The 25416-nt window shown below is 69.9% G+C and carries 17 protein-coding genes; 11 read left to right on the top strand and 6 right to left on the bottom strand.

What is annotated here, in order from left to right; translation table 11 throughout:
* Positions 1 to 67: 67 nt before the first annotated feature.
* From ABD658_RS01660 to ABD658_RS01670, 3 genes are all read left to right on the top strand, one after another.
* A complete protein-coding gene (locus ABD658_RS01660; protein ID WP_344682859.1) occupies positions 68 to 553 on the top strand; it encodes an NfeD family protein in 486 nt (161 codons plus the stop codon).
* A gap of 74 nt (positions 554 to 627) precedes the next feature.
* A complete protein-coding gene (locus tag ABD658_RS01665; protein ID WP_344682861.1) occupies positions 628 to 2091 on the top strand; it encodes an SPFH domain-containing protein in 1464 nt (487 codons plus the stop codon).
* A 126-nt stretch (positions 2092 to 2217) separates the two neighbouring features.
* A complete protein-coding gene (locus ABD658_RS01670) occupies positions 2218 to 2562 on the top strand; it encodes an RNA polymerase-binding protein RbpA (protein ID WP_070161566.1) in 345 nt (114 codons plus the stop codon).
* 145 nt (positions 2563 to 2707) lie between these two features.
* Here ABD658_RS01670 and ABD658_RS01675 read toward each other — a convergent pair whose 3' ends face one another.
* The 3 genes from ABD658_RS01675 to ABD658_RS01685 all read right to left on the bottom strand — a co-directional run bounded on the left by ABD658_RS01675 (position 2708) and on the right by ABD658_RS01685 (position 8108).
* Positions 2708 to 3442, bottom strand: a complete 735-nt coding sequence (locus ABD658_RS01675; protein WP_344682864.1) for a polyprenol monophosphomannose synthase — start codon at positions 3440 to 3442, stop codon at positions 2708 to 2710.
* A gap of 135 nt (positions 3443 to 3577) precedes the next feature.
* Positions 3578 to 4969 carry a hypothetical protein gene (locus ABD658_RS01680; RefSeq protein ID WP_311024317.1) on the bottom strand — a complete coding sequence of 464 codons (1392 nt, stop codon included), beginning with the start codon at positions 4967 to 4969 and terminating at the stop codon, positions 3578 to 3580.
* A gap of 16 nt (positions 4970 to 4985) precedes the next feature.
* Positions 4986 to 8108, bottom strand: coding sequence for a DEAD/DEAH box helicase (locus tag ABD658_RS01685; protein ID WP_344682867.1), 3123 nt, complete (start codon positions 8106 to 8108; stop codon positions 4986 to 4988).
* Between the two features lie 109 nt (positions 8109 to 8217).
* On the opposite strand from ABD658_RS01685, the gene ABD658_RS01690 reads away from it, so the two are divergent.
* Positions 8218 to 9504: an MFS transporter gene (locus ABD658_RS01690; protein WP_344682869.1), complete on the top strand. Its 1287-nt coding sequence runs from the start codon at positions 8218 to 8220 to the stop codon at positions 9502 to 9504.
* Positions 9505 to 9531: 27 nt separating this feature from the next.
* Here the strand turns inward: ABD658_RS01690 and ABD658_RS01695 are convergent, their stop codons facing one another.
* Positions 9532 to 10572 (bottom strand): LacI family DNA-binding transcriptional regulator, encoded by a 1041-nt coding sequence (locus ABD658_RS01695; RefSeq protein ID WP_311024320.1) that lies wholly within the window; start codon positions 10570 to 10572, stop codon positions 9532 to 9534.
* A 12-nt stretch (positions 10573 to 10584) separates the two neighbouring features.
* The gene (locus tag ABD658_RS01700; RefSeq protein ID WP_344682871.1) at positions 10585 to 12342 is read right to left on the bottom strand and encodes a glycoside hydrolase family 13 protein; all 1758 of its coding nucleotides are present in this window, start codon (positions 12340 to 12342) and stop codon (positions 10585 to 10587) included.
* Between the two features lie 199 nt (positions 12343 to 12541).
* Here ABD658_RS01700 and ABD658_RS01705 point away from each other — a divergent pair, with 199 nt between their 5' ends.
* The 7 genes from ABD658_RS01705 (at position 12542) to ABD658_RS01735 (ending at position 25056) form a co-directional block, all read left to right on the top strand.
* Positions 12542 to 13792: a sugar ABC transporter substrate-binding protein gene (locus ABD658_RS01705; protein WP_344682873.1), complete on the top strand. Its 1251-nt coding sequence runs from the start codon at positions 12542 to 12544 to the stop codon at positions 13790 to 13792.
* 6 nt (positions 13793 to 13798) lie between these two features.
* On the top strand, positions 13799 to 15451 hold the full coding sequence (locus tag ABD658_RS01710) for an ABC transporter permease subunit (protein ID WP_344682875.1): 1653 nt from the start codon (positions 13799 to 13801) through the stop codon (positions 15449 to 15451).
* 1 nt (position 15452) lies between these two features.
* A complete protein-coding gene (locus ABD658_RS01715; protein ID WP_070159889.1) occupies positions 15453 to 16376 on the top strand; it encodes a sugar ABC transporter permease in 924 nt (307 codons plus the stop codon).
* Positions 16377 to 16382: 6 nt separating this feature from the next.
* Complete coding sequence (locus ABD658_RS01720; protein WP_344682879.1) at positions 16383 to 18386, top strand: glycoside hydrolase family 13 protein; 2004 nt, start codon at positions 16383 to 16385, stop codon at positions 18384 to 18386.
* A gap of 73 nt (positions 18387 to 18459) precedes the next feature.
* A complete protein-coding gene (locus tag ABD658_RS01725; RefSeq protein ID WP_344682881.1) occupies positions 18460 to 20889 on the top strand; it encodes an AfsR/SARP family transcriptional regulator in 2430 nt (809 codons plus the stop codon).
* A 186-nt stretch (positions 20890 to 21075) separates the two neighbouring features.
* A complete protein-coding gene (locus tag ABD658_RS01730) occupies positions 21076 to 21576 on the top strand; it encodes a hypothetical protein (RefSeq protein WP_344682883.1) in 501 nt (166 codons plus the stop codon).
* Between the two features lie 39 nt (positions 21577 to 21615).
* Positions 21616 to 25056: a DNA polymerase III subunit alpha gene (locus ABD658_RS01735; RefSeq protein ID WP_344682885.1), complete on the top strand. Its 3441-nt coding sequence runs from the start codon at positions 21616 to 21618 to the stop codon at positions 25054 to 25056.
* On the opposite strand, the gene ABD658_RS01740 is transcribed toward ABD658_RS01735, so the two are convergent.
* The gene (locus ABD658_RS01740) at positions 24981 to 25379 is read right to left on the bottom strand and encodes a DUF779 domain-containing protein (RefSeq protein WP_070159901.1); all 399 of its coding nucleotides are present in this window, start codon (positions 25377 to 25379) and stop codon (positions 24981 to 24983) included. The two genes, ABD658_RS01735 and ABD658_RS01740, sit on opposite strands and share 76 nt — an antisense overlap.
* Between the last annotated feature and the right edge of the window lie 37 nt (positions 25380 to 25416).

Consider the following 25416-nt stretch of genomic DNA (forward strand, 5'->3'; position numbering starts at 1 on the left):
GATGAACGTACTGGATGAACGTACTGGATGAGTCGGCGACGAATCGGGGTCAGGAGGAGGCGATCGCATGATCGAATGGTTCGGCGAGAATCTGTGGGCGGCCTGGCTCTCCCTGACCTTCGTCCTCCTCGTGCTCGAGCTGCTGATGCTCGACCTGCTGTTTCTGATGCTGGCCGCGGGGGCGGCCGCCGCGACCACTGTCGCTCTGGCCGGAGGCCCTGGGTGGATGCAGGTGGTCATCGGGTCGGCGACGGCGCTGCTGATGCTCGGCGCAGTGCGCCCTGTCGCGCTTAAGCATCTGAAGAAGGGCTCCCAGGAGCAGCTCACCAATGTGGACCGGATGACAGGCATGGAGGCCCAGCCGCTGGAGACCGTCACCCGGGACGCCGGCCTGGCGGAGGTCGACGGCGGCACCTGGACCGCGCGGGCGGCCGGCGACTTCCGCATCGAGCCCGGCATGGCCGCCGTCGTGGAGTCCGTGGACGGTGCCATCGTCTACCTGCGGCCCGCCGCAGGCATCGCCTGGGAGGACCCCGAACCCCGAGAAGCCTGACCGACGGCGCAGAGGCGACCGGTTCGGCAGGACCAGACCACCCCACCGAGAACTACACGAGGAACGGAAACCCCATGGATGTAGCACTTCTCTTCGTCCTCCTGGCGCTCATGGCGCTGGTCGTCATCATCCTGGTGCGCAGCGTGCGGATCATTCCGCAGGCCCGTGCCGGGATCGTGGAGCGCCTCGGCAAATACCAGCGCACGCAGGGGCCCGGACTGACCCTGCTGGTGCCATTCATCGACAGACTCGTCCCCCTGCTGGACATGCGTGAGCAGGTCGTCTCGTTCCCACCGCAGCCGGTGATCACCGAGGACAACCTGGTGGTCTCCATCGACACCGTGGTCTACTTCCAGATCACCGATCCGAAGGCCGCCACCTACGAGATCCAGAACTACATCCACGCCGTCCAGGAGCTCACCACCACGACGCTGCGCAACGTGGTCGGGGGCATGCACCTCGAAGCCGCGCTGACCTCCCGTGACACGATCAACGGTCAGCTCCGCGGTGAGCTGGACAAGGTCACAGGCCGCTGGGGCATCCGCGTGGCCCGAGTGGAGCTCAAGGCCATCGAGCCGCCCCTGTCCATCCAGGACTCCATGGAGAAGCAGATGCGTGCCGAGCGTGACCGGCGTGCCGCGATCCTCACGGCCGAGGGCACCAAGCAGTCGGCCGTGCTGACGGCCGAAGGTGAGCGTCAGGCGGCCATCCTTCAGGCCGAGGGTGAGGCGCAGGCCCGCATCCTGGCCGCCAACGCGGAGGCCCAGGCCATCGAGACCGTCTTCAACGCGGTCCACGACTCCGAGCCGGGCCCCGAGCTTCTCTCCTACCAGTACCTGCAGACCCTTCCGGAACTGGCCAAGGGAGACTCCAACACCATGTGGGTGATTCCCGGCGAGTTCGGAGACGCCCTCAAGGCGTTCTCCGGAACGTTCAGCGGCCAGGCCCAGTCCTCCGACGGGCGTTCTCCTGAGGAGCGCGAAGCTGAGCGTGCTGCCCGCGAGGAGCGACTGCGCGAGCGGCGCGAGCGCCGGGAGCGCGAGGCTCGTGAGCGCAAGGGCAAGCCGGCGATCTCCGACGCCATCGCGGACATGGCCTCCTCGGCCCGGTCCACCTCCGTCACCGACGAGCACCCCCACTATGAGGGCACCCAGGAGATCGAGGAGGAAGCACGGAAGGCTCAGAGCGCCGGCTCAGGACGCCGCGCTTCGAGTGCGACGGAGGAGTCCAGCGCGGATGCGCTCAAGCGGGTGGCGGAGACGGCTCCCCCGGAGGCGGATCCGTCCATCGGCTCTGGCCGCGGCATCGGCGATGACTCCGGCCAGCGGTCGTTGCCGCAGAACCCGGAGCCCCCCGCCTACGACCCGTACCAGCAGCCCCAGCCGGGACAGCAGCCGCAGCCCGAGCCGGGCCACCCCCAGGGGCAGCAGCCGCCACGGCCTCAGCAGGGGCAGCAGCAGTGGCCGCCGCATCAGCCGGGCCAGCCGGGTCAGCCGGGTCAGGGTCAGCCGGGAGGCCGGCCGCCGCGCCAGGGCTGAGCCGATCCTCGGCCCGGGGCCGACGGACGCCGGCGGAACTGAGCGGGTGCGTCGCGGAATAACCGCGCCGCACCCGCTGTTAGCCTGTGGGACAAAGTGTGTCCCCGTCAGTGGAGGAGAATGCCGATGAGCGACCGCAGTCTGCGCGGAATGCGCCTGGGTGCGCAGTCGATGGAGACCGAGTCGGGTGTGGAGCCTGCTCCGCGTCAGGACGTCGAGTACGTGTGTGAGGACGGCGAGAAGATCACCGTCACCTTCGCCGCCGACGCGGAGGTCCCGGCCACCTGGACCTCGCCCACCGGCAAGGAGGGTGTCCTCGTGGACGGCACCAAGCCGGACGAGACCCCTGAGAAGCCCGTCCGTACGCACTGGGACATGCTTCTGGAGCGTCGTTCCGTGGAGGAGCTCGAGGACATCCTCACCGAGCGGCTCAGGAAGCTGCGCGAGCGCCGCGGCGAGAAGGTCTCCTGACCGGCTCACCCGCCTGAGCGGCTCGACTCACTGAGCAGCGACGTCAGAGGGCCCGTCACCTGGTGGTGACGGGCCCTCTGACGTCGGGACGGGGTTCTCTCACGGACCGGGTCCTCTCACAGATCCCGGCCCTCACGCGGGAGGTTCAGCCCAGGCCCAGACGACCGGCCAGCGTCTGGGCTCGCGCGGCCAGGCCCCAGCGTGTGACGTTGAGCATCGCTTCCACCACGATGTCGGAGCTCATCTTCGAGGCACCCAGCGTGCGTTCCACGAAGGTGATCGGGACTTCCACGATGGTCTTGCGCTGCCGCGCCACACGGAAGGTCATGTCCACCTGGAACCCGTATCCGACCGACTCGATGCTGCCGAGGTCGACGTCCTCCAGCGTGGAACGACGGAAGACGCGGTAGCCGGCCGTGATGTCTCGCACGCCCAGACCCAGCATGGTGCGCGAGTACAGCGACCCGGCGCGCGAGATGAGCTCGCGGTGGAACGGCCAGTTGACCACGGCTCCCCCGGGCACCCAGCGCGAGCCGATCACGAGGTCGGCCTCGTCGATCTTCGCGATGAGGTCCGGCAGCTGCTCCGGCTGGTGGGAGCCGTCGGCGTCGAGCTCGATCAGCACGTCATAGCCCTGGTCGAGCCCCCAGCGGAACCCGGCGATGTAGGCGCCGCCCAGCCCGTTCTTCGCGCGCCGGTGCAGCACCTGGATCTGGGGATCCTGGTGTCCCATCCGCTCGGCCAGCTGTCCGGTGCCGTCCGGGCTGTTGTCATCGACGACGAGCACGTCAGACTCAGGCACCGCGGCCCGCAGCCGCTGCACCGTGATCGGCAGAGCCTCGATCTCGTTGTAGGTCGGGATGATCGTCAGGATCTTCACGGGTGGCCTCGTGCCCCTTCTGTCTCGTGCGGTCTCATGCCGCGTCCCTGGCAGCCCTGGATGTCCGCTGGGACGGGCGTGGTGCTCGCCGGGGTTCGACGGCACTCGATGTATTGTGCACCCCTCAGGGCGGGATCAGGAATCCTGGGCCCCGGAGTGTCGGGCGTCCGCCGTACCGTGAACTTCGACACCGGAGACCACGGTCGCCCGGAGCCGGGGCAGCGCAGCAGGCTCCGCGGCCGTGCCGAGGAACGGCAGCAGGGGCGTGCGGGCACGCGCATCGGTGCTCCAGGCCGCGGTCCGTGCGTCGGGCGTCTGCACGGCCAACGACTCGACCTCCCAGACGGTGTAGGTGGCCACGGCGCCCGGCGCCAGCTGGGCCGCCAGCCCGGCCGTCCCGGGCCCGAGGCCGTCAGGCGCGGGCAGCGACCGATGGGCCGCGCGGGTCTGCGCATTGAATGCGGCCCGCACCGACACCGCCGCCTCACTGCGGTGCACATGAGTCGCCACCATGGCCCATGGATCGACGTCGGCACCCGGTGCCACCGACGTCGGGATTCCGGCGCTCAGGGCCAGGCCGAGATGGCCGGGGGCTCGCATCAGCACATGGTGGGCCGTGCCCACCAGCGCCTCCCAATCGGCGCGCCGGGCGGAGTCGAAGTCGACCAGCACGGTCGGTCGGTCAGGGCGCGGCGTGGTCCTGCGCTCCTGGAGGCGTCGGCGGGTGTCGACGACGACGGCGGCCACGGCGTCCGGGGCATGGCCCGCGACGTCGAGCAGCAGCTGACGAGATGCTTCAGCCAGGGGGGCAGAGACCTCCACCAGATGGTCGACGATGTGCTCGTGGGTCTCCGGGCTCACCGCAGATCCGGCCGGGAGGACGCCCCCGGAGATCTCGCCCAGGCTCAGTTCGACTCCCACGGGTGCCCCTGCGGCGTCGTCACAGTGCTCCACGAGCGCGATCAGTCGCTGGATCCTCTGTGCAGGACCCGGGAGCCCTTCCTGACCGGCTCCGCCGTCGGAGGTGGGGACGTCGGCGGCCAGCCCCGTCAGCCGCACCACCGGAAACGCCACCACGGGATGCCAGTACGCGGCCTTGAGGACCTCCACCAGGCGAGTCCGAGTGCCGGGATCACCCTCCAGGGACGCGGTCGTGACGTCGAGGACCAGGCGCAGGGCGCCCTGACCATGGGCGGCGGCCTCGTCCAGGAGCGTCGCCACCGCTGATGCATTCAGGGCTCGCAGGTCGGAGTCGACGCGCCCGACGAAGGCGGGGGCGACCAGACCCCGGTCGAGCTCCTGGCGCTCGTGGTCCCCGCGGATGACGTGCTCGGCCGACTCCGGCGCTCCGATCCAGGAGATCAGGCCGTCCTGCACGAGCATCGCCTCCGCGTAGGGTTCAGCCGTGCTGTGGATCGTGCCGTCGACCAGCAGCCGAGGCACTCCTGCGGCCCGAGGGGCCTGGTCGTCGTGATGTTCGCGGGATCGGGCGTCGTCGGTCTGCCGCCCGGCTGGTGTGCTGCTCATCGCTGTGCTCTCATCCTCACTGCGCGTCATCGTCTGCAGGGTCCTGTCGGAGGAGATCGTCCTCCGTCACGTCATCCTCGGTGCTGTCCAGATCGTCCAGGTCGTCACTGTCGTCCAGGTCGTCACTGTCGTCCAGGTCGTCACTGTCGTCCAGGTCGTCACTGTCGTCCAGGTCGTCACTGTCGTCGGTCTCGTCGATGCCGGGGAGTGTCGCCACCGCAGAGTAGGACACCACTCCCCTGGCGATCAGGTCCACCGCCTCCTGGCAGCGTGCGGCCAGCTTGGCGGAGGTGTGCGGCGCGCGACCGAGCTGATCGAGCGAGTCGATGCACTGTTTCGCCCACCGGACGAAGTCTCCGGCCGCCAGAGGGGAGTCCTCCAGAGCCTGACGCAGGTTCCTGCCGGAGGCCCAGGCGTACATGGGCGGCACCAGACCCAGCTCGGGCGCGGAGGTGGGCTCCAGGTGGTGCTGCTTCTCCAGAGCTTCGAGATCGGCGTGGACGTCGACGGCCGCTCGCACGGCGGAGGTCAGACCCTTCGTGGGCATCTGCGGCATCGCGCCCTCATCCTCACGCTTCGCCTGGTAGATCAGCACAGTGGAGAAGGCGGCGAGCTCCGCGGCGCTCAGGCGCATCAGGACGCCCTGATGCTGCAGCATCTCGGTGAACAGGTCCCGTTCGCCGTAGATGCGCCGCAGCCGGTGGCCGCGCGGGGTCACCGTGAACTCCACCGCACTTGGAGCATCCGACTCGTCGTGACTGGACGGATCGGCGCTGGACAGTTCGGGGCCGGGCTCGGCAGCCGACTCGGGCAGGGCGGCCGTCTCCAGGTGGCCGAGCTCCACAAGCACTCCGCAGATCCTGTCGAAGGTCTTGGCGATGGAGCCGGTGCGGCGGCTGATCCGCTCCCGGATCTGGTCCGTCTCCCGGCGGAGCTTCCACCACCGCTCCGCCCACCTCGCGTGCTCCTCGCGGTCGCCGCAGCTGTGGCAGGGATGACGGCGCAGCCGTGTCTGCAGCGACTCGACCACCTCCTCATCGGGCTCGTGAACGAACCCGAAGCCCGGCGCGGGAGCGTCGGACCGCGGCGGCACCCGATCGTGCAGCGCGCTGCGCATGCTCGAGGCCAGATCCCGACGGACCTTCGGCACCTTGATCTGCGGCTTTCGGGGCAGGCGGATGCTCGCGAGGACCTCGGGAGGCTGGCTGAAGTCCTCCACGGTGATGCGCCGCAGCTGGCCGGCACCGGTGATGACGCCGGGACGGGGGTCGTGCTCCGGGGCGCTGTGGACCACCAGACACTCCCCCAGCCTGCGCCGCCCGGCCACCTCGATGACGTCACCGGGCTGCAGGGCGGCGAGCACGCGGATCAGCTCGCGACGTCGCTGCCTGCCGCGGGACTTGGCCTGCCCCTTCTGCAGGTCGGTCAGCCGCCGACGAAGCTCGGCGTACTCGCGGAAGTCGCCCAGATGGCAGGACATGGCCTTCTCGTAGCCGGCCATCGACGATTCACGCTGGGCGACCTCTCGAGCCAGGCCGACCACCGACCGGTCGGCCTGGAACTGGGCGAAGGAGGACTCCAGGATGGTGCGGGCACGTTCCCGACCGAACTGGGCGGTCAGGTTGACCGCCATGTTGTAGCTGGGACGGAAGCTGGAGTTGAGCGGGTATGTCCGGCGGGAGGCCAGGCCGGCCACCTGGCGTGGGTCCATTCCCGGCTGCCAGACGACGACGGCGTGGCCCTCCACATCGATGCCGCGCCGTCCGGCTCGCCCGGTCAGCTGGGTGTACTCCCCCGGGGTGACGTCCACATGGGACTCCCCGTTGAACTTGTCGAGCTTCTCGAGCACGACAGTGCGTGCCGGCATGTTGATGCCCAGGGCCAGGGTCTCCGTGGCGAAGACCACTTTGAGCAGTCCAGCGGCGAAGAGCTCCTCCACGAGCTCCTTGAACGGCGGCAGCATGCCGGCGTGGTGGGCGGCGACGCCGTTGACCAGGGCCTCCCGGAAGCTGTCGTATCCCAGCACCGAGAGGTCCTCGGCAGGCAGCTCCCACCCCATCTGCTCCACCCGTGAGGCGATCTCGGCCGCCTCCTGCCGGGTGGTGAGCTGGATGCCCGCCTGCAGACACTGCTCGACGGCGGCTTCGCAGCCAGCCCGCGAGAAGATGAACGCGATGCAGGGCAGCAGACCGTCCCGGTCCAACGCGCGGATCATGCGAGGCCGGTTGAGCCGGGCCCGGCCCCGGGAGGAGCCGGAGATCCCGGAGGCCTCGGCGGTCATGTGCCGCGAGGAGCGCCGCTCCGAAGGACGGTGCCTGCGCTGGTCCTGTCGTCCCCGGCCCCGCGACCGGTGCCCGCCGGAGCGACGCGAGGGCGGAGCCTGCTGCCGCTGTGCCAGGCGCTGCAGCTCGGGATTGACCAGCAGCTGGCCACCTGAGGCGGCGTCGTGCTGGTCGTCGTCGGTGATGAACAGGTCGTGGAGCTCATGGTCCACCAGCATGTGCTGCCACAGCGGGACGGGCCGGTGCTCGGAGACCACCACGGCGGTCTCGCCCCGGACCGTGTCCAGCCAGGCCCCGAACTCCTCGGCGTTGGAGACCGTCGCGCTGAGGGCCACCACCTGCACGTGCTCGGGCAGGTGGATGATGACCTCCTCCCACACGGCACCGCGGAACCGGTCCGCCAAGTAGTGGACCTCGTCCATCACCACATGGGCCAGGTTCTGCAGGGCCTCCGAGTCGGCGTAGAGCATGTTGCGCAGCACCTCGGTGGTCATCACCACGATCTGCGCGTCGGAGTTGATGGAGGTGTCCCCGGTCAGGAGGCCGACCCGCTCGGTCCCGTGGTCCGCCACCAGGTCCTGGTACTTCTGGTTGGACAGCGCCTTGATGGGCGTGGTGTAGAACGTCTTGGTGCCCTGGGCCAGGCCCAGATGGACCGCGAACTCGCCGACGACGGTCTTGCCGGCCCCGGTGGGCGCGGCCACGAGGACCGCCTTGCCTGCTTCCAGGTGCCGACAGGCTTCGAGTTGGAACTCGTCGAGCTCGAAGCTCTGCGCCCGGCGGAAGGCGCCCAGCTCGGTCCTGGCTTCCGCTGATCGGCGTCGCGCCTCGGCGTACCGCTCGGCCGGTGAACTCATGGCCCCAGCCTATGGCATCGCCCCTGGTCCGCGGGCATGGTCGGCTCATGCGCCACGAGAGGAGCCACCCGCCCAGCGCCGTCCAGGGCGTGCGAGTAGGCTGTCCGACGTGCACGTCCACGGCCGCCCCTCCCCCGATCCGGCAGGTTCGGCCCGTCTCGGCGCGCTCTTCCCGCTGCAGGCGGTCGTGCTCGGCGCACTGGTGCCGGCCTTCATCTTCAGCATCGGCATCGGGGCGATGCTGCCGGTCATCGCACCGCATGCGGTCCAGCAGGGCGCTCCGCTCGCGGTCGCGGGAGTCATCGCGGCGATGCTCCCGGTGGGGCAGATCCTCGCCGACATCCCCGCCGGAGCCCTGGCCGCCCGCATCGGGGACCGTCGAGCGATGCTGGCGGCCGGCGGCCTGGCCGGTCTGGGACTGCTCGCCGCGGCCGCGGCCCCCACGCTGGTGACGCTGGGGCTGGCGGTGCTGCTGGTGGGTGCCGCGAATGCGGTGTTCCACCTGGCGCGGCATTCCTACCTCACGGAGATCACCCCGGCTCTGCATCGCGCCCGAGTCCTGTCCACCCTGGGCGGGGTGCATCGCATCGGGCAGTTCGTCGGGCCGTTCCTGGGGGCGGTCGTCCTCCATGCCGGGGACCTGCGGCTGGTCTTCGTACTGGCGGCTGGGACGGCGGCCGCGGCCACCGTCACGGTGGCGCTGGCTCGACCGGACCCGTCAGCCGAGACTCTGGATGCGCCCGTCGCCGGAGACTCCCGACGCCGTCCCCGGCTGGCCGCCGTGCTCGGTCAGCACCGCAGGCTCCTGCTCACCCTGGGGGCACCTGTGCTGCTGGTGGGCGCGATCCGCGGGGCCCGGCAGCAGGTGATTCCGCTCTGGGGCGAGCACATCGGCCTGGATCCGGCGACCATCTCGATCATCTTCGGGATCGCCGGCGGCATCGACATGCTGCTGTTCTACCCGGCGGGGAAGATCATGGACCGGTTCGGCCGTCTGTGGATCGGGGTCCCGGCCATGATCACCCTCGGCGTGGCCATGGCGCTGGTCCCGTTGACGCACAGCACGACCCAGATGGTCTGGGTGGCCGTGGCCCTCGGTCTCGGCAACGGTCTGGGGTCCGGGATCATGATGACTGTCGCCTCCGATGTCGCGCCGTCGCAGGGGCGGCCCCAGTTCCTGGGGGCCTGGCGGCTCCTGCAGGACCTGGGCATCGCCGCGGGCCCGCTGATCGTGGCCTCCGGAGCGGCTCTGGGCTCGTTGGCGGCGGGCATCTGGGTGGCGGCCGCGATGGGCCCCTGCGCCGCCGGCGCCCTGCAGCGTTGGCTGCCGCAGTGGTCAGTGCATGCGAACCGGACCACTCGGCGGCGGGCAGGGCTGTCGGCGGATCAGCGGTGATGCTCCGGGAGCACTCCGGGTGAGAGCTCAGTGCGGGGCGCTGACCGATTCGATCCGGGGTGCGGAGGTGGAGGAGCGCACCACCAGGTCATAGGGGAGGTCGGCGTCGGCGTCGTCGGTGGGCAGCGCCTCGGTGCCCTCGATCAGCTCCAGGATCTCCCGTGCCGCACGGCCTCCCTGGCCCAGCGGATGCTGATCCACCGTGGTGAGTCCGAAGAGGGGGCCCAGGTCATGGCCGTCGATGCCGATCACCGAGACGTCTCCGGGGACCTCCAGGCCCAGGTCGCGGGCCGCCAGCAGTGCTCCGATGGCCATCTCGTCGGAGAAGGCCACCACCGCGGTGGGGGCAGATGCTGAGCGGCCCAGCACGGACTTCGCCGCTCGATGACCGCCTTCCACCGTGAAGTCCGCAGTCACGCACAGCTGCGGATCCGCTGAGAGTCCAGCCTCTGCCAGTGCATCACGGAATCCGTTCTCGCGCCGAGCCGGCACATGGAAGTCGCGGTTGAAGCTGGCCTCCGCTCCGATGCGGCCGATCCTCCGGTGGCCCAGACGCAGCAGGTGCTCCACGGCGAGGTGGGCGACGCCGTGGTCGTCGATGGCCCGGCCGGGCAGGCGGGGGTTCGATCCGCCCAGCGTCAGCACAGGAATGCCGAGACCCGTGAGCTGGTCGATCTCGTCGGCGTCGAGCTCCATGGCCACCACGATGAGGCCGTCCACGCGTCGCCGGCGGAGGAACGAGGAGAAGATCTCCTGTCGGACCTCGGCGTCGTCGGTGACGTTGTAGAGCGTGAGATCGTAGCCGCGACGGCTGAGCTCCTCGGAGATCCCGGTGAGCACCGTGGAGAAGAACCAGCGGTGCAGATCCGGCAGCATGACCCCGATGTTGCGGGTCCGCCCGGAGGCCAGGCTGGAGGCAGCCGAGGACACCACGTAGCCGAGCTCATCGGCCACCTGGAGGACCTTCTGCCGCGTGGCCGGCGAGACATGGCCTCGTCCGCTGAGCGCGCGAGAGACGGTCGCGGACGACACTCCCGCCGCGCGGGCGACCTCATCGATGCTGACCACGGTGGCGATTCCTCAGATCAGGGGGACGTTCTCCGGCGAGACCAACCATACAACGGCGTCCTGCGGCAGCAGGGGCGCTCGGTCCTCCCGGTCCGGAGCGCCGGACTCGGCGACCAGCTCGGTGCTGGACGCCAGGACGTGGCGCCCGGGCGGCAGCGGGATCGGCGTGGCGCCGAAGTTCGCGAGCACGACGACGTCCTGGTTGCTCAGCGCCAGGACATCTTCGCTCTGCCCCTCAGCGACACCGGGCAGCTCGCCCGGATCGAGCCAGCGTAGCGTCCCCTCCCCCAGGCCGTAGGCGCGACGGACCTCCAGCAGGCGCCGATACAGCGACAGCGTCGAGCCGGCGTCCTCGCGCTGACAGTCGCGGGCGAACGTCCCCCAGCCCTCCGGCTGAGGCAGCCAGGAACGGCCCGAGGAGCTGAAGCCCGCCGCCGGCGCATCGGACTCCCAGGGAATCGGCACGCGGCATCCGTCCCGGCCGTACCGTTCGCCGCGGGTGCGGAACCATGTGGGATCCTGCCGGGCCTCGTCAGGGATGTCGAGCACCTCCGGCAGGCCCAGCTCCTCACCCTGGTACAGGTAGGCCGAGCCGGGCAGCGCCAGCATGAGCGCCGTGGCGGCGCGCGCCCGGCGGAGGGCATGCTGCGGCTCGGGCAGTCCGGGGAAGTCCGGACCGATGCCCGTGCCCTGCGGGTTCTCCGCCGTGAGTCCCAGACGGGTGGCGTGCCGGACGACGTCGTGATTGGACAGCACCCACGTGCTGGGCGCACCCACCGCGCCGAAGGCACGCAGCGAGTCGTCGATGATCCTGCGCAGGGCCGCCGGCTCCCAGGGAGTCTCGAGGTAGTGGAAGTTGAAGGTCTGGTGCATCTCGTCGGGGCGGACCCATAGGGCCGTCTTCTCGATGGTGGAGACCCAGGCCTCACCGCACAGGGCGCGGTCGCCGTCATACTCGGCCAGCAGCCGGTGCCAGTCTCGGTAGATCTCGTGGACGCCAGGCTGCTCCCAATACGGCGCGGGGGCGCTGTCGCCGCCCATGGAGGCCGCCTCCGGATTCGGGCTCCAGTCGGGGAAGGAGGGGTCCTTGACCATGCCGTGGGCGACGTCCACGCGGAAGCCGTCGACGCCGCGATCGAGCCAGAAGCGCAGGATCCGGCGGAACTCCTCCCGGACCTCCTCATTCTCCCAGTTGAAGTCCGGCTGGCTCGAGTCGAACAGATGCAGGTACCACTGGCCGGGGCTGCCGTCCTCCTCGGTGACGCGCGTCCACGCCGGTCCGCCGAAGATCGAGTCCCAGTTGGTGGGCGGCTGGTCACCGCCCGGACCGCGTCCGTCCCGGAAGATGTAGCGGGCCCGCTCGGCTGATCCCGGTGCTGCCCGGAGCGCCTCCTGGAACCAGGGGTGCTGGTCCGAGGAGTGGTTGGGGACCAGGTCCACGATGATCCGGATCTCGCGGGCATGGGCGGCGGCGAGCATCTCGTCGAAGTCCGCCAGCGTGCCGAAGAGCGGATCGACGTCGCAGTAGTCGGCCACGTCGTAGCCGGCGTCCTTCTGGGGCGAGACCATGAACGGGCTGAGCCAGAGCGCGTCGACGCCGAGGTCGGCCAAGTCGTCCAGCCGCCGAGTGATGCCGCGCAGATCCCCCACTCCGTCGCCGGAGGCGTCCGCGAAGGACCGCGGGTAGATCTGGTAGATGACGGCGGTCCTCCACCACTCGGGGGCGGTGAGAGTCTGTGTGGTGTGGCGTGCGTCATGGCAGGTCTGCATGCTGACACTGTACTGGCAAGCGTTTGCATTTCGCATCTCGACATCTCTTCAGCGATCTGGGCGTCACAGGATCGCCGGCGACCAGGCTTGCACTGGAAGGTGACCTGCTTCATACTGGAAGCGCTTGCAGTGAGATGGCTCACGAGCCGTCTCCTTTCACCGCACCTGTCATGCCACATCGACGATCAGAGGACACACCATGAGGGCGAACTTCACCCGAGCCCGCGGCGCCGGCGCCGCGCTGGCCGCCAGCGCGCTGCTGCTCACCGCCTGCGGCGCTGACGAGCCCACCACCGACGGAGACGGCGAGAACGAGGCGCTGGAGGCCACGGGAAGCCTCACCGTCTGGGTCGACGCCGACCGGGCCGAGGTGCTCGGCGACGCTGCCGCCGACTTCACCGAGGACACCGGGATCGACGTCGAACTGGTCCAGCAGGACTTCGGAGACATCCAGGACCAGTTCGTCTCCCAGGTTCCCACCGGAGAAGGCCCGGACATCGCCGTCGGTGCCCACGACTGGCTGGGCACCCTGGTCACCAACGGGGTGGTGGCCCCCATCGAGCTGGGCGACGCCGCCGCCGACTTCCAGGACGTCGCCCTGGAGGCCTGGACCTATGAGGGCAACGTCTACGGCCTGCCCTACTCGATCGAGAACATCGCGATGCTGCGCAACGCGGAGCTCGCCCCGGAGGCGCCGGAGACCTATGACGAGATGATCGCCATGGGCCAGGACGCCGACGTCGACTACCCGTTCCTGGTGGGTCTGGACCCCACTGAGGCTGACCCCTACCACCTCTACCCGTTCCAGATGTCCTTCGGCGCTCCGGTGTTCGGCACCGACGCCGACGGCTCCTATGACGCCGAGGACCTGCAGATCGGCAACGACGGCGGCCTCGAGTTCGCCGACTGGCTCGCCGAGCAGGGCGCAGAAGGTCTGATGAACACCAACATCGACGGCGATCTCGCGCGCGAGAACTTCATCGATGGGAACACCCCGTTCCTGCTCACCGGGCCGTGGAACGTCCCCGCCGCCCTGGAGGCCGGCATCGACCTCGAGGTGGACGCGGTCCCCGCCCCCGGCGGTGAGGACGCTGCGCCCTTCGCCGGCGTGCAGGGCTTCTTCCTCTCCTCCCAGAGCGAGAACGTCGTGGCCGCGACCACCTTCCTGACTGAGTACATCGGTTCCGCTGAGGTGCAGACCGCGCTCTACGAGGTCGGCGGCCGTGCCCCGGCCCTGACGGAGTCCTTCGATGCGGCGCTGGCCGATGACGAGATCGTCGCCGGGTTCGGGGAGGTCGGCGCAGAGGCCGTGCCGATGCCCAACATCCCCGAGATGGGCGCCGTCTGGGAGTTCTGGGGCACCACCCAGGGTGCGATCCTCAACGGTGACGGCGAGCCCACCGAGCTCTGGGAGAGCATGGCCGAGGACATCGCCGGAGCCATCGACTGATCCCTGATGACCACCACCACTCCCGCTCCCGGCCAGACCCCGCCGTCGCTCCCGACGCGCGGACCCTCTTCCGGCGGCTCCTCACAGCGGAGGCGGAGTCGGCGTGCCCAGCGCATCGCCGACACCGCCTCCGCGGGGTGGAAGCTGCTGGTGTTCAAGATCCTCGTCCTGGGTGTGCTCAACGCCCTGGGCGTCTATGCGGCGCTCGTGCTCTACGCCAGCGGCCGCCCCGTCATCGCCGCGCTCGTCGTCGCCGCAGGGATCTTCATCTCCTGGGTATACTTCCGACGCGGTGGCCTGCCGGTCAAATACGTCCTGCCCGGAGTCGCGTTCCTGCTGATCTTCCAGATCTTCATGGTGCTCTACTCCGGCTACGTGGCCTTCACCAACTACGGGACCGGCCACAACAGCTCCAAGGACGACGCGGTCCACGCGATCATGCTGCAGAGCCAGGAGCGCGTCCCGGACTCCCCCACCTACCAGCTGGCGGTGGCCGAACGTTTCGGCGAGCTGTCCTTCGTGGTGACCGACCCGGCCGGCGACGTGTTCATCGGTGCTGAGGAGCAGCCGCTGGAGGCCGTCGACGGCGCCGTGCTCGACGCCGGCGTGGTGGTCGACGTCCCCGGTCATGACGTCCTGGACTTCGCCGAGGTGCTTCAGCGCCAGGGCGAGATCACCCAGTTGGCGGTCCCCTTCAGCGAGGACCCCAACGACGGGATGCTCCGCACCCAGGACGCCCGCTCGGCCTACCTGTACACCTCCCGCTACGTCTACGACGTGGACGCCGACACCATGACGAACTCCGAGACCGGCACTGTCTATGCCGACGTCGGAGACGGCGCCTTCACGTCGTCGGCCGGCGAGCAGCTGATGCCCGGCTGGCGGATCCACGTCGGCATGGACAACTTCGTGCGCGCCGCCACCGAACCGGCCATCCGCGGACCACTGATCTCGGTGACGATCTGGACGTTCGCCTTCGCCTTCCTCTCCGTGGCGACGACCTTCGTGCTCGGGCTGTTCCTGGCGATCGTCTTCAACGACCCGCGGATGCGCAGTCGCAGGTACTACCGGCTGATCATGATCCTTCCCTACGCCTTCCCCGGATTCCTCTCGGCGCTGGTGTGGGCCGGAATGCTCAACCAGGAGTTCGGCTTCGTCAACAACGTGCTCTTCGGCGGCGCCCAGATCCCCTGGCTGACAGATGCCCTGCTGGCGAAGGTCTCCATCCTGCTGGTGAACCTGTGGCTGGGCTTCCCCTACATGTTCCTGGTGTGCACCGGAGCGCTGCAGGCGATACCCGACGACCTCACCGAGGCGGCGCAGATGGACGGGGCCCGTCCGTTCCAGGCGTTCCGCCTGATCAAGCTCCCCCTGCTCCTGGTGTCCTTGGCCCCGCTGCTGATCTCGGCCTTCGCGTTCAACTTCAACAACCTGACTCTGGTGTACATGCTCACCGGGGGCGGGCCGCGGAACCTCGATGCCGACATCAACGTGGGCGCCACGGACATCCTGATCACCCTGGTGTACAAGGTCGCCTTCGTGGGCGCCGACCGGGACTACGGTCTGGCCAGCGCCTTCGCGATCCTGATCTTCCTGCTGGTGGGGACCGTCTCGGTCATCGCCTTCCGGCAGACCAAATCGCTCGAGGAGCTGAACTGACATGTCCGTGCAGACCTCAGCCGGCACGACCACCGTGCCGGCCGCAGAGCCCCGGCTCGTCCGGACCAAGCGTCCCTTCCGCGTCTGGATGCGCCAGACCGGCTGGCGTCACCTCGTCGGCGCCGGAATCGTCGTGTTCTCCGTGTTCCCGCTGGTCTATGTGTTCTCCGCCTCGCTGAACCCCGGCGGCACGCTGATCACGGCGAACACCCTGTTCGGAAACCTCAGCCTGGACAGCTACATCGACCTGTTCAACCGACCTCAGCAGCCGTATGCGGCTTGGTTCGGCAATACGCTGTTCATCGGCCTGACAGCCTCCGCGGGCAGCGTGCTGCTGGGGGCGCTGGCCGCCTACGCGTTCTCCCGGATGCGGTTCACCGGGCGACGCGTGGGCCTCATCACGTTGCTGCTGGTGCAGATGTTCCCCCAGCTGCTGGCCATGGTGGCGATCTTCCTTCTGATGCTCGCCATCGGCGACGTCTTCCCGGCGATCGGTGTCAACAGTCAGCTGGGTCTGATCATGGTCTACCTCGGCGGAGCATTGGGAGTGAACACGTACCTGATGTACGGGTTCTTCAACACGATCCCCCAGTCCATCGATGAGGCGGCGCGCATCGACGGGGCCGGTCACGCCCGGATCTTCTTCACGATCATCCTGCCGCTGGTCTCCCCCATCCTGGCTGTGGTGGCGCTGCTGTCGTTCATCGCCACCACCAACGACTTCGTCGTGGCCTCGGTGCTGCTCATCGATCCGGAGAAGCAGACCCTGGCTGTGGGCCTCTACCAGTTCATCTCTCAGGAGACCTCGCAGAACTGGTCGATCTTCGCCGCCGGCGCCGTGCTGGCCGCGATCATCCCGGTGGCGCTGTTCCTGGCCCTGCAGAAGTACATCATCGGCGGCCTGACCGCCGGCAGTGTGAAGTGAGGACTCGTGACCGTCTCCCCCGTGCAGCGTCCCCTCCCCCACCATGACGGGTCCCCGCTCCACGTCTCCGAGGACGTCCCGGCGCTCGGGGACGTGGTGCGGCTGCGCCTGCGCGTGCCCACGACGTGGGATCCGCTGGTCTCTGTGACCGTGCGATCCAACCCAGACCGCGAGCCGGTCTGGGACGAGGCCGTCCTCCTCGGGGAGGCCGGAGGCTGGCAGTGGTGGGAGGCGACGGTCACCGTCCACAATCCCCGCCACGGGTACCGGTGGCTGCTGCGGCAGCACGATGGAGCCGTCCGCTGGCTCAACCAGGCCGGTCTGCACGCCGGAGAGGTGCGCGACGTCGACGACTTCGTCCTGCTGGCCACCCCTCCGGCGCCGAGCTGGCTCGCGGAGTCGGTGATGTACCAGATCTTCCCCGATCGCTTCGCCCGGTCCGCGGCTGCGGACGGACGTCCCACCCCGGACTGGGCGATCCCCGCCGCCTGGGAGGACCCCGTGGATCCGGTCATGCCCGCCCGGACCCAGCAGCTCTACGGCGGCGACCTGGACGGGATCGTAGAGAAGCTCGACCACCTGGCGGACCTCGGCGTGGATCTGCTGTACCTGACCCCGATCTTCCCCGCGGCCTCCAACCACCGGTACGACGCCGCCAGCTTCGACCACGTGGACCCGCTGCTCGGCGGCGACGACGCCTATGTGCGGCTCGTGCAGGCCGCCCACGCCCGCGGAATGCGGGTGATCGGCGATCTCACCACGAACCACTCCGGAGAGCGGCATGAATGGTTCCAGACGGCGCTGGCCGATGCCGAGTCTCCGGAACGGACGTACTACTACTTCACCGAAGATGAGGAGAACGGGCGGTCCGTCAGCGCCGAGGACCCGGGCTATGAGGCGTGGCTGGGCGTCCCCTCGCTGCCGAAGTTCGACTGGTCCTCCCAGGAGCTGCGGCATCGGTTCATCCAGGGGCGCGACTCCGTGGTCGCACGTTGGCTGCTCCCGCCCTTCGAGGCCGACGGGTGGCGCATCGACGTCGCCAACATGACCGGACGCCTGCGCGACGTGGATCTGAATGCCCAGGTGCGGCAGATCATGCGCCGCACCATGGAGGAGATCGACCCCGACACGGTCCTGCTCGCGGAGTCCACCAACGACGCCACCGAGGACCTGCAGGGGGACGCCTGGCACGGGGCCATGACCTATCCGGCCTTCACCCGGCCGCTGTGGTCCTGGCTGAGTGAGCCCACCGGGGAGCCCTGGACGACCGCCCAGGACGAGCAGGTCGTGGAGCCCTGGTTCTTCGGTCAGCCGCTGGGCGGCATCCCGAGGGCCACGGCGGCGGAGTTCGCCGAGGCGGTCACCCGGTTCACTGCGGGGATCCCCTGGCGCATCCGGCTGGGGAACATGCAGCCGCTGAACACCCATGACACCGCCCGGTTCGCCACCCACGCCGCCGACGGCGCCATGCCGCTGGCCCTGGGCCTGGCGATGACGCTGCCCGGCGTCCCCGTGCTCTTCGCCGGGGACGAGTTCGGTCTCACCGGGGCCGACGGGGAGACCAGCCGCACGCCGATGCCCTGGGGAGCCGAGGCGGACCCCCCGGTCGCCGAGCGGCTGTCCCTGTGCCGACGGCTCGTCCGGCTGCGCCGCGGGCATCAGGTGCTCGCCCGCGGCGGGATGCGGTGGCTCCACACCGACGATGACGCCGTCGTCTTCCTGCGCGAGTCGGCCTCCGAGACCCTGCTCGTCGTGGCGACCATGGGCGACCGCATCTGGGAGTCCTCCCGGGAGGCGGTCCCGGGACTGGTCGCCGAGGAGGGTCTGGGCACCGACGACGTCTCACGCGTGTTCGGAGAGGCTCAGCTGAAACTCGGCGCTGACAGGGTGCGGGTCTCCGCCCCGGCCCGCACGTTCACCGTGTGGCGGCTTCCCGGAGTGCCTGTGCCCGGAGAGGCTGCCGTCATGAGCTCCGCTGATGCTCAGGAGAAGTCCAGGTTCCGTTCATAGTGTGGCAGGGCTCACCGGGGCTGAAGGCACCGGGGGCGGCCCTGCACCGCACCCAAGGAGAACGACCCTGTCGATGCAGTTGGACATCCTGGGCCCGATCCGGGTCTGCCACGAGGATCGGAGTCCGGTGGTCCTCACCGGGCTCCAGGGGTTGCTGCTGGCCATGCTGGTGGCGGCCCGCGGACGCCCTGTCCCCACGGACCGACTCCTCGACGCGATGTGGGGAGACGACCCCTGCCCCCGGGCGGCCCACCGCCTCCAGACCCATGTGCACCGGCTGCGCCGCACACTCGGGGGCCCCGACGTGCTGCAGGCGGTGGGCGGCGGCTATGTGCTGCAGGTGCCGCCGGGCGCCACGGATGTGGAGCGGTTCGAGAACCTGATCGATGAAGCCGCCGTGACGGCCGATGCGGACCCGCGCCGCGCGCAGGAGCTGCTGGGTCAGGCCTGCGGACTGTGGCGGGGACGACCCTTCGACGGGCAGACCGGCGCCGGGCTCAGCATCGAGGCGCAGCGACTCGACGGACTGCGGCTGACCGCGCGGGAGAGGCTGAACGCGGCGCGCCTGGCCTGCCGAGAGCCGGAGGCGGTGATCGAGGAGGTCCCTTCGCTCATCGCCGAGCATCCCCTGCGGGAACGGCTCTACGAGCTGCTGATGGCCGCTCATACCCTGCAGGGCCGGCCCACTGAGGCCCTCGAGGTGCACCGGCAGGCTCGCCATCGGCTGGCCGAGGAGCTCGGACTCGACGTCGGCCCTGGTCTGCGTCGTCTCCAAGAGCAGGTGCTCCGTGGAGGGGCGCCGGCGCCGGAGACCTTCCTCACTCCCCGTCGGTCTCCTGCCCCGGCCGCCGGTGCCCCCGCAGCTGGCGTCTCTGCAGCTGGTGGCTCTGTGACCGGCAGTGCCTCCGGTCGCGCGGCCACGTCCGGCGCGGTCCCTCCCCCGGCACAGCTGCCGGCGCCGCCCCGCGGCTTCCACGGTCGGGAGGAGCTGCTCGCCCGGCTGGACGAACTGCTGGGCGCCGCGCCCGCAGGGGCGTCAGAGGCCGCTCCGGGCGACGCAGCCGGGTTCGGGATCGTGGCACTCACGGGAGGCGGCGGCACCGGCAAGACCGCACTGGCTCTGCACTGGGCCCACGGGGCTGTCACCGACTTCCCTGACGGGTGCCTCTACGCCGATCTGCGGGGCTTCGGTCCGGAGGCTCCCCTGGATCCTTCTCGCATGCTCGCATGGTTCCTCATCGCGCTGGGTGTGGACGCCGCCGATGTTCCGGCCTCTCGCGCAGAGAGATCCTCACTCCTGCGCTCACTGACGAGCTCCCGTCGCATACTCATCGTGCTCGACAACGCCCGCGATGCCGACCAGGTCCGTCCTCTGCTGCCCGGGTCGCCTCGCTCCGCGGTGCTGGTCACCAGCCGAGCCGACCTTCGACCTCTGGTGCTCCACGACGGCGCCCATCAGCTGACGGTCCCTCTGATGTCCCCGGCGGAGTCCCGCGCGCTGCTGGGCGGGACCCGTGGCCCCCGTCCCTCCGAGGAGCTGCGGGACTCCCTGGCGGAGGCCTGCTCCCATCTGCCGCTGGCCCTGCGGATCATGGCTGAGCGGCTGCGACTGGAGACCGTCGAGACGGCCCCCGCCCTCCTGCGGGACCTCCAGGATGAGAGGCTGAGGCTCGACCTGCTGGACTCCGGGGATGAGGCGACCTCGGTGCGCACGGTCTTCTCCTGGTCCTGTCAGCGACTCTCCACCTCCTCGGCCCGTCTGTTCCGACTGCTGGGGACGGCCCCCGCCCGGTGGCTGGACGTCCCGGCCGTCGCGGCGCTGGCCGGACTGGGACCGGCCGAGGCGCGCCGTGGGATCGAGGAGCTCGACAGGGCCTGGTTGCTGGAGAGTCTGGAGACGGACCATGTCCGACAGCATGATCTGCTGCGTGACTATGCCGCCGAACTGGCGGAGGAGCAGGAGAGTCCTGAGGAGATCCGGGCGGCGTTCGATCGGCTCTGCTCCCATCTTCTGACCGTCACGGCCGCCGCCGTGCGGTCGGTGACGCGACCGCAGGCCTCAGAATCTGCTGAAGCTGTGGAGCCTGCTGAACCCGGCGCGTCTGGTGCGCCGGCCGCCTCAAGCAGGCCGGCGGAGCGGTTCGACGACCCTCAGGCGGCGGAGGACTGGCTCGCGCGGACCATCGACACCCTCGCCCTCGTCGCAGATCGGGCTGCCGACACCGGGCCCCGCTGGTTTCCGACCGAGCTGGCACGTCTGCTGGATCGTCACCTGGATGATCGACGTCAGCTGGACTGCGCCCACCGCCTCCACCGGGCTTCGGCCACTGCGGCGCGACGCATCGGCGAGCTCGAGGCCGAGGCCCATGCCGAGCTCGGGCTCGCCGTGGTCGCGCTCCGGCGGAGTCGGCGGAGCGAGGCTGAACCGCATCTGGAGCGGGCGATGGCGCTGTTGGAGGAGGTCCACGACCCGGTGTGGCCGGAGACCGGGCCGTCGAGCTGAGCGGCGACCCTCGGTGCCTGTCAGAGGGCTCTCGTACCCTCCCTTTGTATTCGAAGATGTGTTCGAACTACGATGGAGGGGACGTACGGCGGCGCCTCTGCCCTGACCGCCGCCCGCGTCTCTTCCCATCGTCAGCGAACACTGCACCTGTGCGCCTCCGGGCGCTGGATCAAGGGAGTAGAGCTGATGAGCCCCACCTCGACCACCCCCGCCCTGCCCGGCGTCGTCCGCCTCCTGGCCCCGGAGGAGGGCCGGCGTCTCGCCGCAGCTCGGCATCGGGCGGCGGAACGCCTGGACTCTTCAGACGCCGCAGGACACCGGTCCCCTGCTGACGTCGACGGCATGCGCCCCCCTGCCTCGGCCGCGCAGCATCTGAGCACCCAGCGTCTGAGCACCCAGCTGACGGTGGAATGTGACGACGCTGAGATCCCCCGACGACTCTGTTGGCGAGACCGCTGGCATGTCGTGGTGGAGGATCCGGTCCGCTGGTTCGAGCGGCGCCGCTGGTGGTTGGAGGACTCCCGCGCGGAGCGCGGGCGCGGACCGGGCGTGGTCGACCATGAGATCTGGCGCCTCCAGATCCGCCTGGAGGCGGCCCCCCGTGCCATGCCGCGCACTGTCGACCTGAGTCGGCACACCGGGTCGGGACGATGGCGGCTGCTGAGGGTCCACGATGTGGCGGCCTGAGCCGTCCGTCCCGGCCGCCGGATCCCGGAGATTCCACTGATGGGCGGCTTCGTGCATCTCGACGTGGCCACCGCCTACAGCGCCCACCACGGTGCCAGCTGGCCGGAGGACCTGGTGGCGGCCGCGGCGGCCGACGGCGCCGGAGCCGCCACCTGCGTGGATCGGGACGGTCTCTACGGGGCGGTCAAGCATGTCATCGCCTGTCAGGGCCATGGCGTCGCTCCGATTCTCGGGGTGAACCTTCCGGTCGCCGAGGAGCGTCCCGACGGCGGCCTGGAGGAGCGTGGACGGGTGGTCCTGCTCGCCCACGGCTCAGCGGCAGGCTACTCCGCCCTGTGCCGGGCGGTCTCCGCCGCTCATCTGCAGGACCGCGGGGCGGGGCCTCGGCTCCCCCTGGCCCGTCTGGTGGAGCTCGCCTGCCCGGAGGGGCCCCGGGCGATCGCCGGGCAGGCTGAGCCGGCCCTGTTCGTGCTGCTGGGCCCGGAGAGCGACGTGGGCGTGGCGGCGGCCTCTCGTCGCTATGCCCAGGCGCGGCGTCTGCTGCGCGGCTGGGTCTCCACGCTGGGTGCGGGGACGCTGCGGGTCGAAGTGGTCTCTCATCTGGCGCCTCCCGGAGAGCCGCTCTCCACCGCCCATGCTGCGCGGATGCTCGCCGTCGCGGAGGACTGTGCGGTGGCTCCCGTGCTGACCAACATGGTGCGCTTCCTGCATGAGGACGATGCCACGACCGCCGACGTCCTCGACGCCGTCCGGGTGCTCTCCAGCCTGCAGGTCACGGAGACCCTGCAGCCCAACGGGCAGGGCTGGCTCAAACCTGCCTCCATGATGGAGCGGATCGCTGAGGAGATCTGCACGTCCAGCACGGCCGCCCGCATCGGGGCCGTGGAGCTGCTGGAGCGCACTCGGGCGCTGGCGCAGCGCTGCCTGCTGGACCCGGAGGCCCATATGAGCTTCGGGGCCCCGAAGGTGCCTGAGGCGCGAGTCATCGGGCTGGGGGTCTCAGGACGGTGCACAGACCCCCAGCGGGAGCTCGCCCAGCGGTGCGAAGCGGGACTGACCGCCCGCTATCCCCGGCAGTCCCCCGCCGAGGCGGCGGCGCTGCGCGACCGCCTCGAGCATGAGCTGAGGATCATCGAGGACCTCGGCTTCGCCAGCTACTTCCTCACCGTCGCCGAGGTGGTGGACATGGTCGAGCAGATGGGGGTGCGGGTCTCCGCCCGCGGCTCCGGGGCATCCTCACTGGTGAACCATCTGCTGCGGATCAGCGCCGTGGACCCGATCGAGCATGAGCTGGTCTTCGAGCGCTTCCTCTCCCGAAGGCGCTCGACCCTTCCGGACATCGACATCGACGTCGAGTCCGCCCGACGCCATGAGGTCTATCACCGCATCGTGGAACGCTTCGGAGCGGAGCGCACCACGTTGATGAGCATGCAGAACAGCTACCGGATCCGCGGGGCGGTGCGCGACGCCGGCCTCGCCCTGGGGCTTCCCGAGGAGGAGATCGCGCAGATCGCCGAGACGATGTGGCGCTTCCCGGCACGTCAGTTCCGTGAGGCGCTGGCAGAGAAGCCGGAGCTGCGTGCCCTGGCCGCCCGCCTGGACTCCGAACGGGAGCAGGGCCGGCAGCAGCTGGACCTCCTGGTGGACCTCACCGAGCGGCTGGACCGTCTGCCGCGCCACATCTCCACCCATCCGTGCGGGATCATCCTGGGTGATCAGCGGCTGCTGGACCTCACTCCGGTCCAGCCCTCGGGGGTGGACGGTCTGCCGATGAGCCAGTTCGACAAGCACGACATGGACCCCATGGGCTTCCTGAAGCTGGATGTGTTGGGCGTACGTATGCAGTCCACCATCGCCCATGCCCTGCAGGAGATCCGCCGCACCACCGGGGAACGGATCGACCTGGAGTCGGTGGACCGCGATGATCCGGACACCTACCGACTCATCCAGTCCACCCACACCCTGGGCTGCTTCCAGATCGAATCCCCCGGGCAGCGGGAGCTGGTCGGCAAGCTGGTCCCGGAGCGGCTGTCCGACCTGGTGGTGGACATCTCGCTGTTCCGGCCGGGCCCGATGGGCTCGGGCATGGTGACCCCGTACCTGGAGCGACGGCACGGCTTTGAGCAGGTGCGGTTCCCTCACCCGGACCTGGCGCCGGTGCTGTCCGAGACCCATGGGGTGGTGATCTTCCATGAGCAGGTGCTGCGGATCCTGGACCGGATGACCGGCTGCGGGCTCGACCGCGCCGACGAGTTCCGGCGTGCCCTGGGCGGGCCGGAGGAGGATGCCGTAGAGACGTTCTTCCGCAGCCGGTCGGCACGACGGGGGTACTCCCCCGAGGTTGTCGATGAGGTGTGGGAGATCCTGGCAGGCTTCGGCTCCTTCGGATTCTGCAAGGCCCACGGGGCGGCGTTCGCCGTGCCCACTTTCGAGTCGGCCTGGCTGAAGACCCATCACCCGGCGGCCTTCCTGGCCGGGCTCTTCGAGCATGATCCGGGGATGTACCCGCTGCGGCTGCTGGTGGCTGAGGCCCGCCGCCTGGGTGTGCCGCTGCTGGGCATGGACGTCAACCGCTCCACCGAGCACTACGTGCTCGAGCCGACTCCGTCGCGGAGCCCCCGCGGGGAGCACACCCTGGGCATCCGCATGGCGCTGACCAGTCTCTCGGGCATCAGCGAGGCGGAGGTCCAGCGGATCGTGGAGGCCCAGCCCTTCGACTCCCTGGCGGACCTGCGGGACCGGGCCCGTCCGAAGCGCCCCACGCTGCGCGCGCTCGCCCAGGTGGGCGCGCTGGACTCTCTGATGCCCGGCGGTCGACGGCGCCGGGGCGATCTCGTCGCCTCCGTGGTCGAGCGCACCCGCACGGCGTCCTCCCCGAGGCGGCGCGAAGTGGTGGGGCAGCTGCCCCTGCCGATGGCCGACGTCGAGGTCTCCGCCCTGCCGCAGAAGCATCCGGAGCCGAGCCGGGAGGAGCTGATCAGCGATGAACTCCTGCTGACCAGCATCGACGTCACCGGTCATGTGATGGAGACCCATCGGCACACGATGGACCGTTTCGGTGTGACCCGGGCGGAGGACCTGCTGACGCTGCGCAGCGGCTCCACCGTCCGGGTGGCCGGCATCCGGGTGGCCACCCAGACGCCTCCGATGGCCAGCGGACGGCGGGTGGTGTTCATCAGCCTCGACGACGGCACCGGCTGTGCCGACGTCGCCTTCTTCGACGAGGCGCAGGGCAATGCCGGGGAGATCCTGTTCACCGCCCAGCTGATGCTGGTGGAGGGCACGATCCGCCGCACCGGGCCCCGGGCGGTGAACATCCAGGCCCACGAGGCGTGGGATCTGCGCCGCGAGGACCACGTGGAGCAGCTGTCCCGACGTCGCGCGCCGCAGGCCGCCCGCTCGACTCAGCCGGTCCGGACCGGCTCCAGATCCTCGGCCTCCTCATCGGTGAAGAGGCGGGAACGGATCATGAACCGATGACCGGTGGGCCCCTCGATGGAGAATCCTGCACCGCGGCCTGCGGTGACGTCGATCGTGATGTGGGTGTGCGACCAGTACTCGAACTGCGCCCGGGAGATCCACACCGGGACGGGTTCGCCCGTGCCGGCGTCGAGCTCTCCGAGCAGGACGTCCGACGATCCGGTCAGGAACGTCCCCTGCGTGTAACACATGGGGGCGGAGCCGTCGCAACAGCCACCGGACTGGTGGAACATCAGCGGCCTGCCGTGCTCCTGCCTCAGCCGTCGCAGCAACGCAGCGGCATCCTCGGTCACGCTGACCCGTGGGTACGCCATGGCCTTCATTCCCTTCTGGGCTCCGGCGGCGGCTCCCCCGTCCTGC

The organism is Nesterenkonia aethiopica, from assembly GCF_039534665.1.
GTDB lineage: Bacteria > Actinomycetota > Actinomycetes > Actinomycetales > Micrococcaceae > Nesterenkonia > Nesterenkonia aethiopica.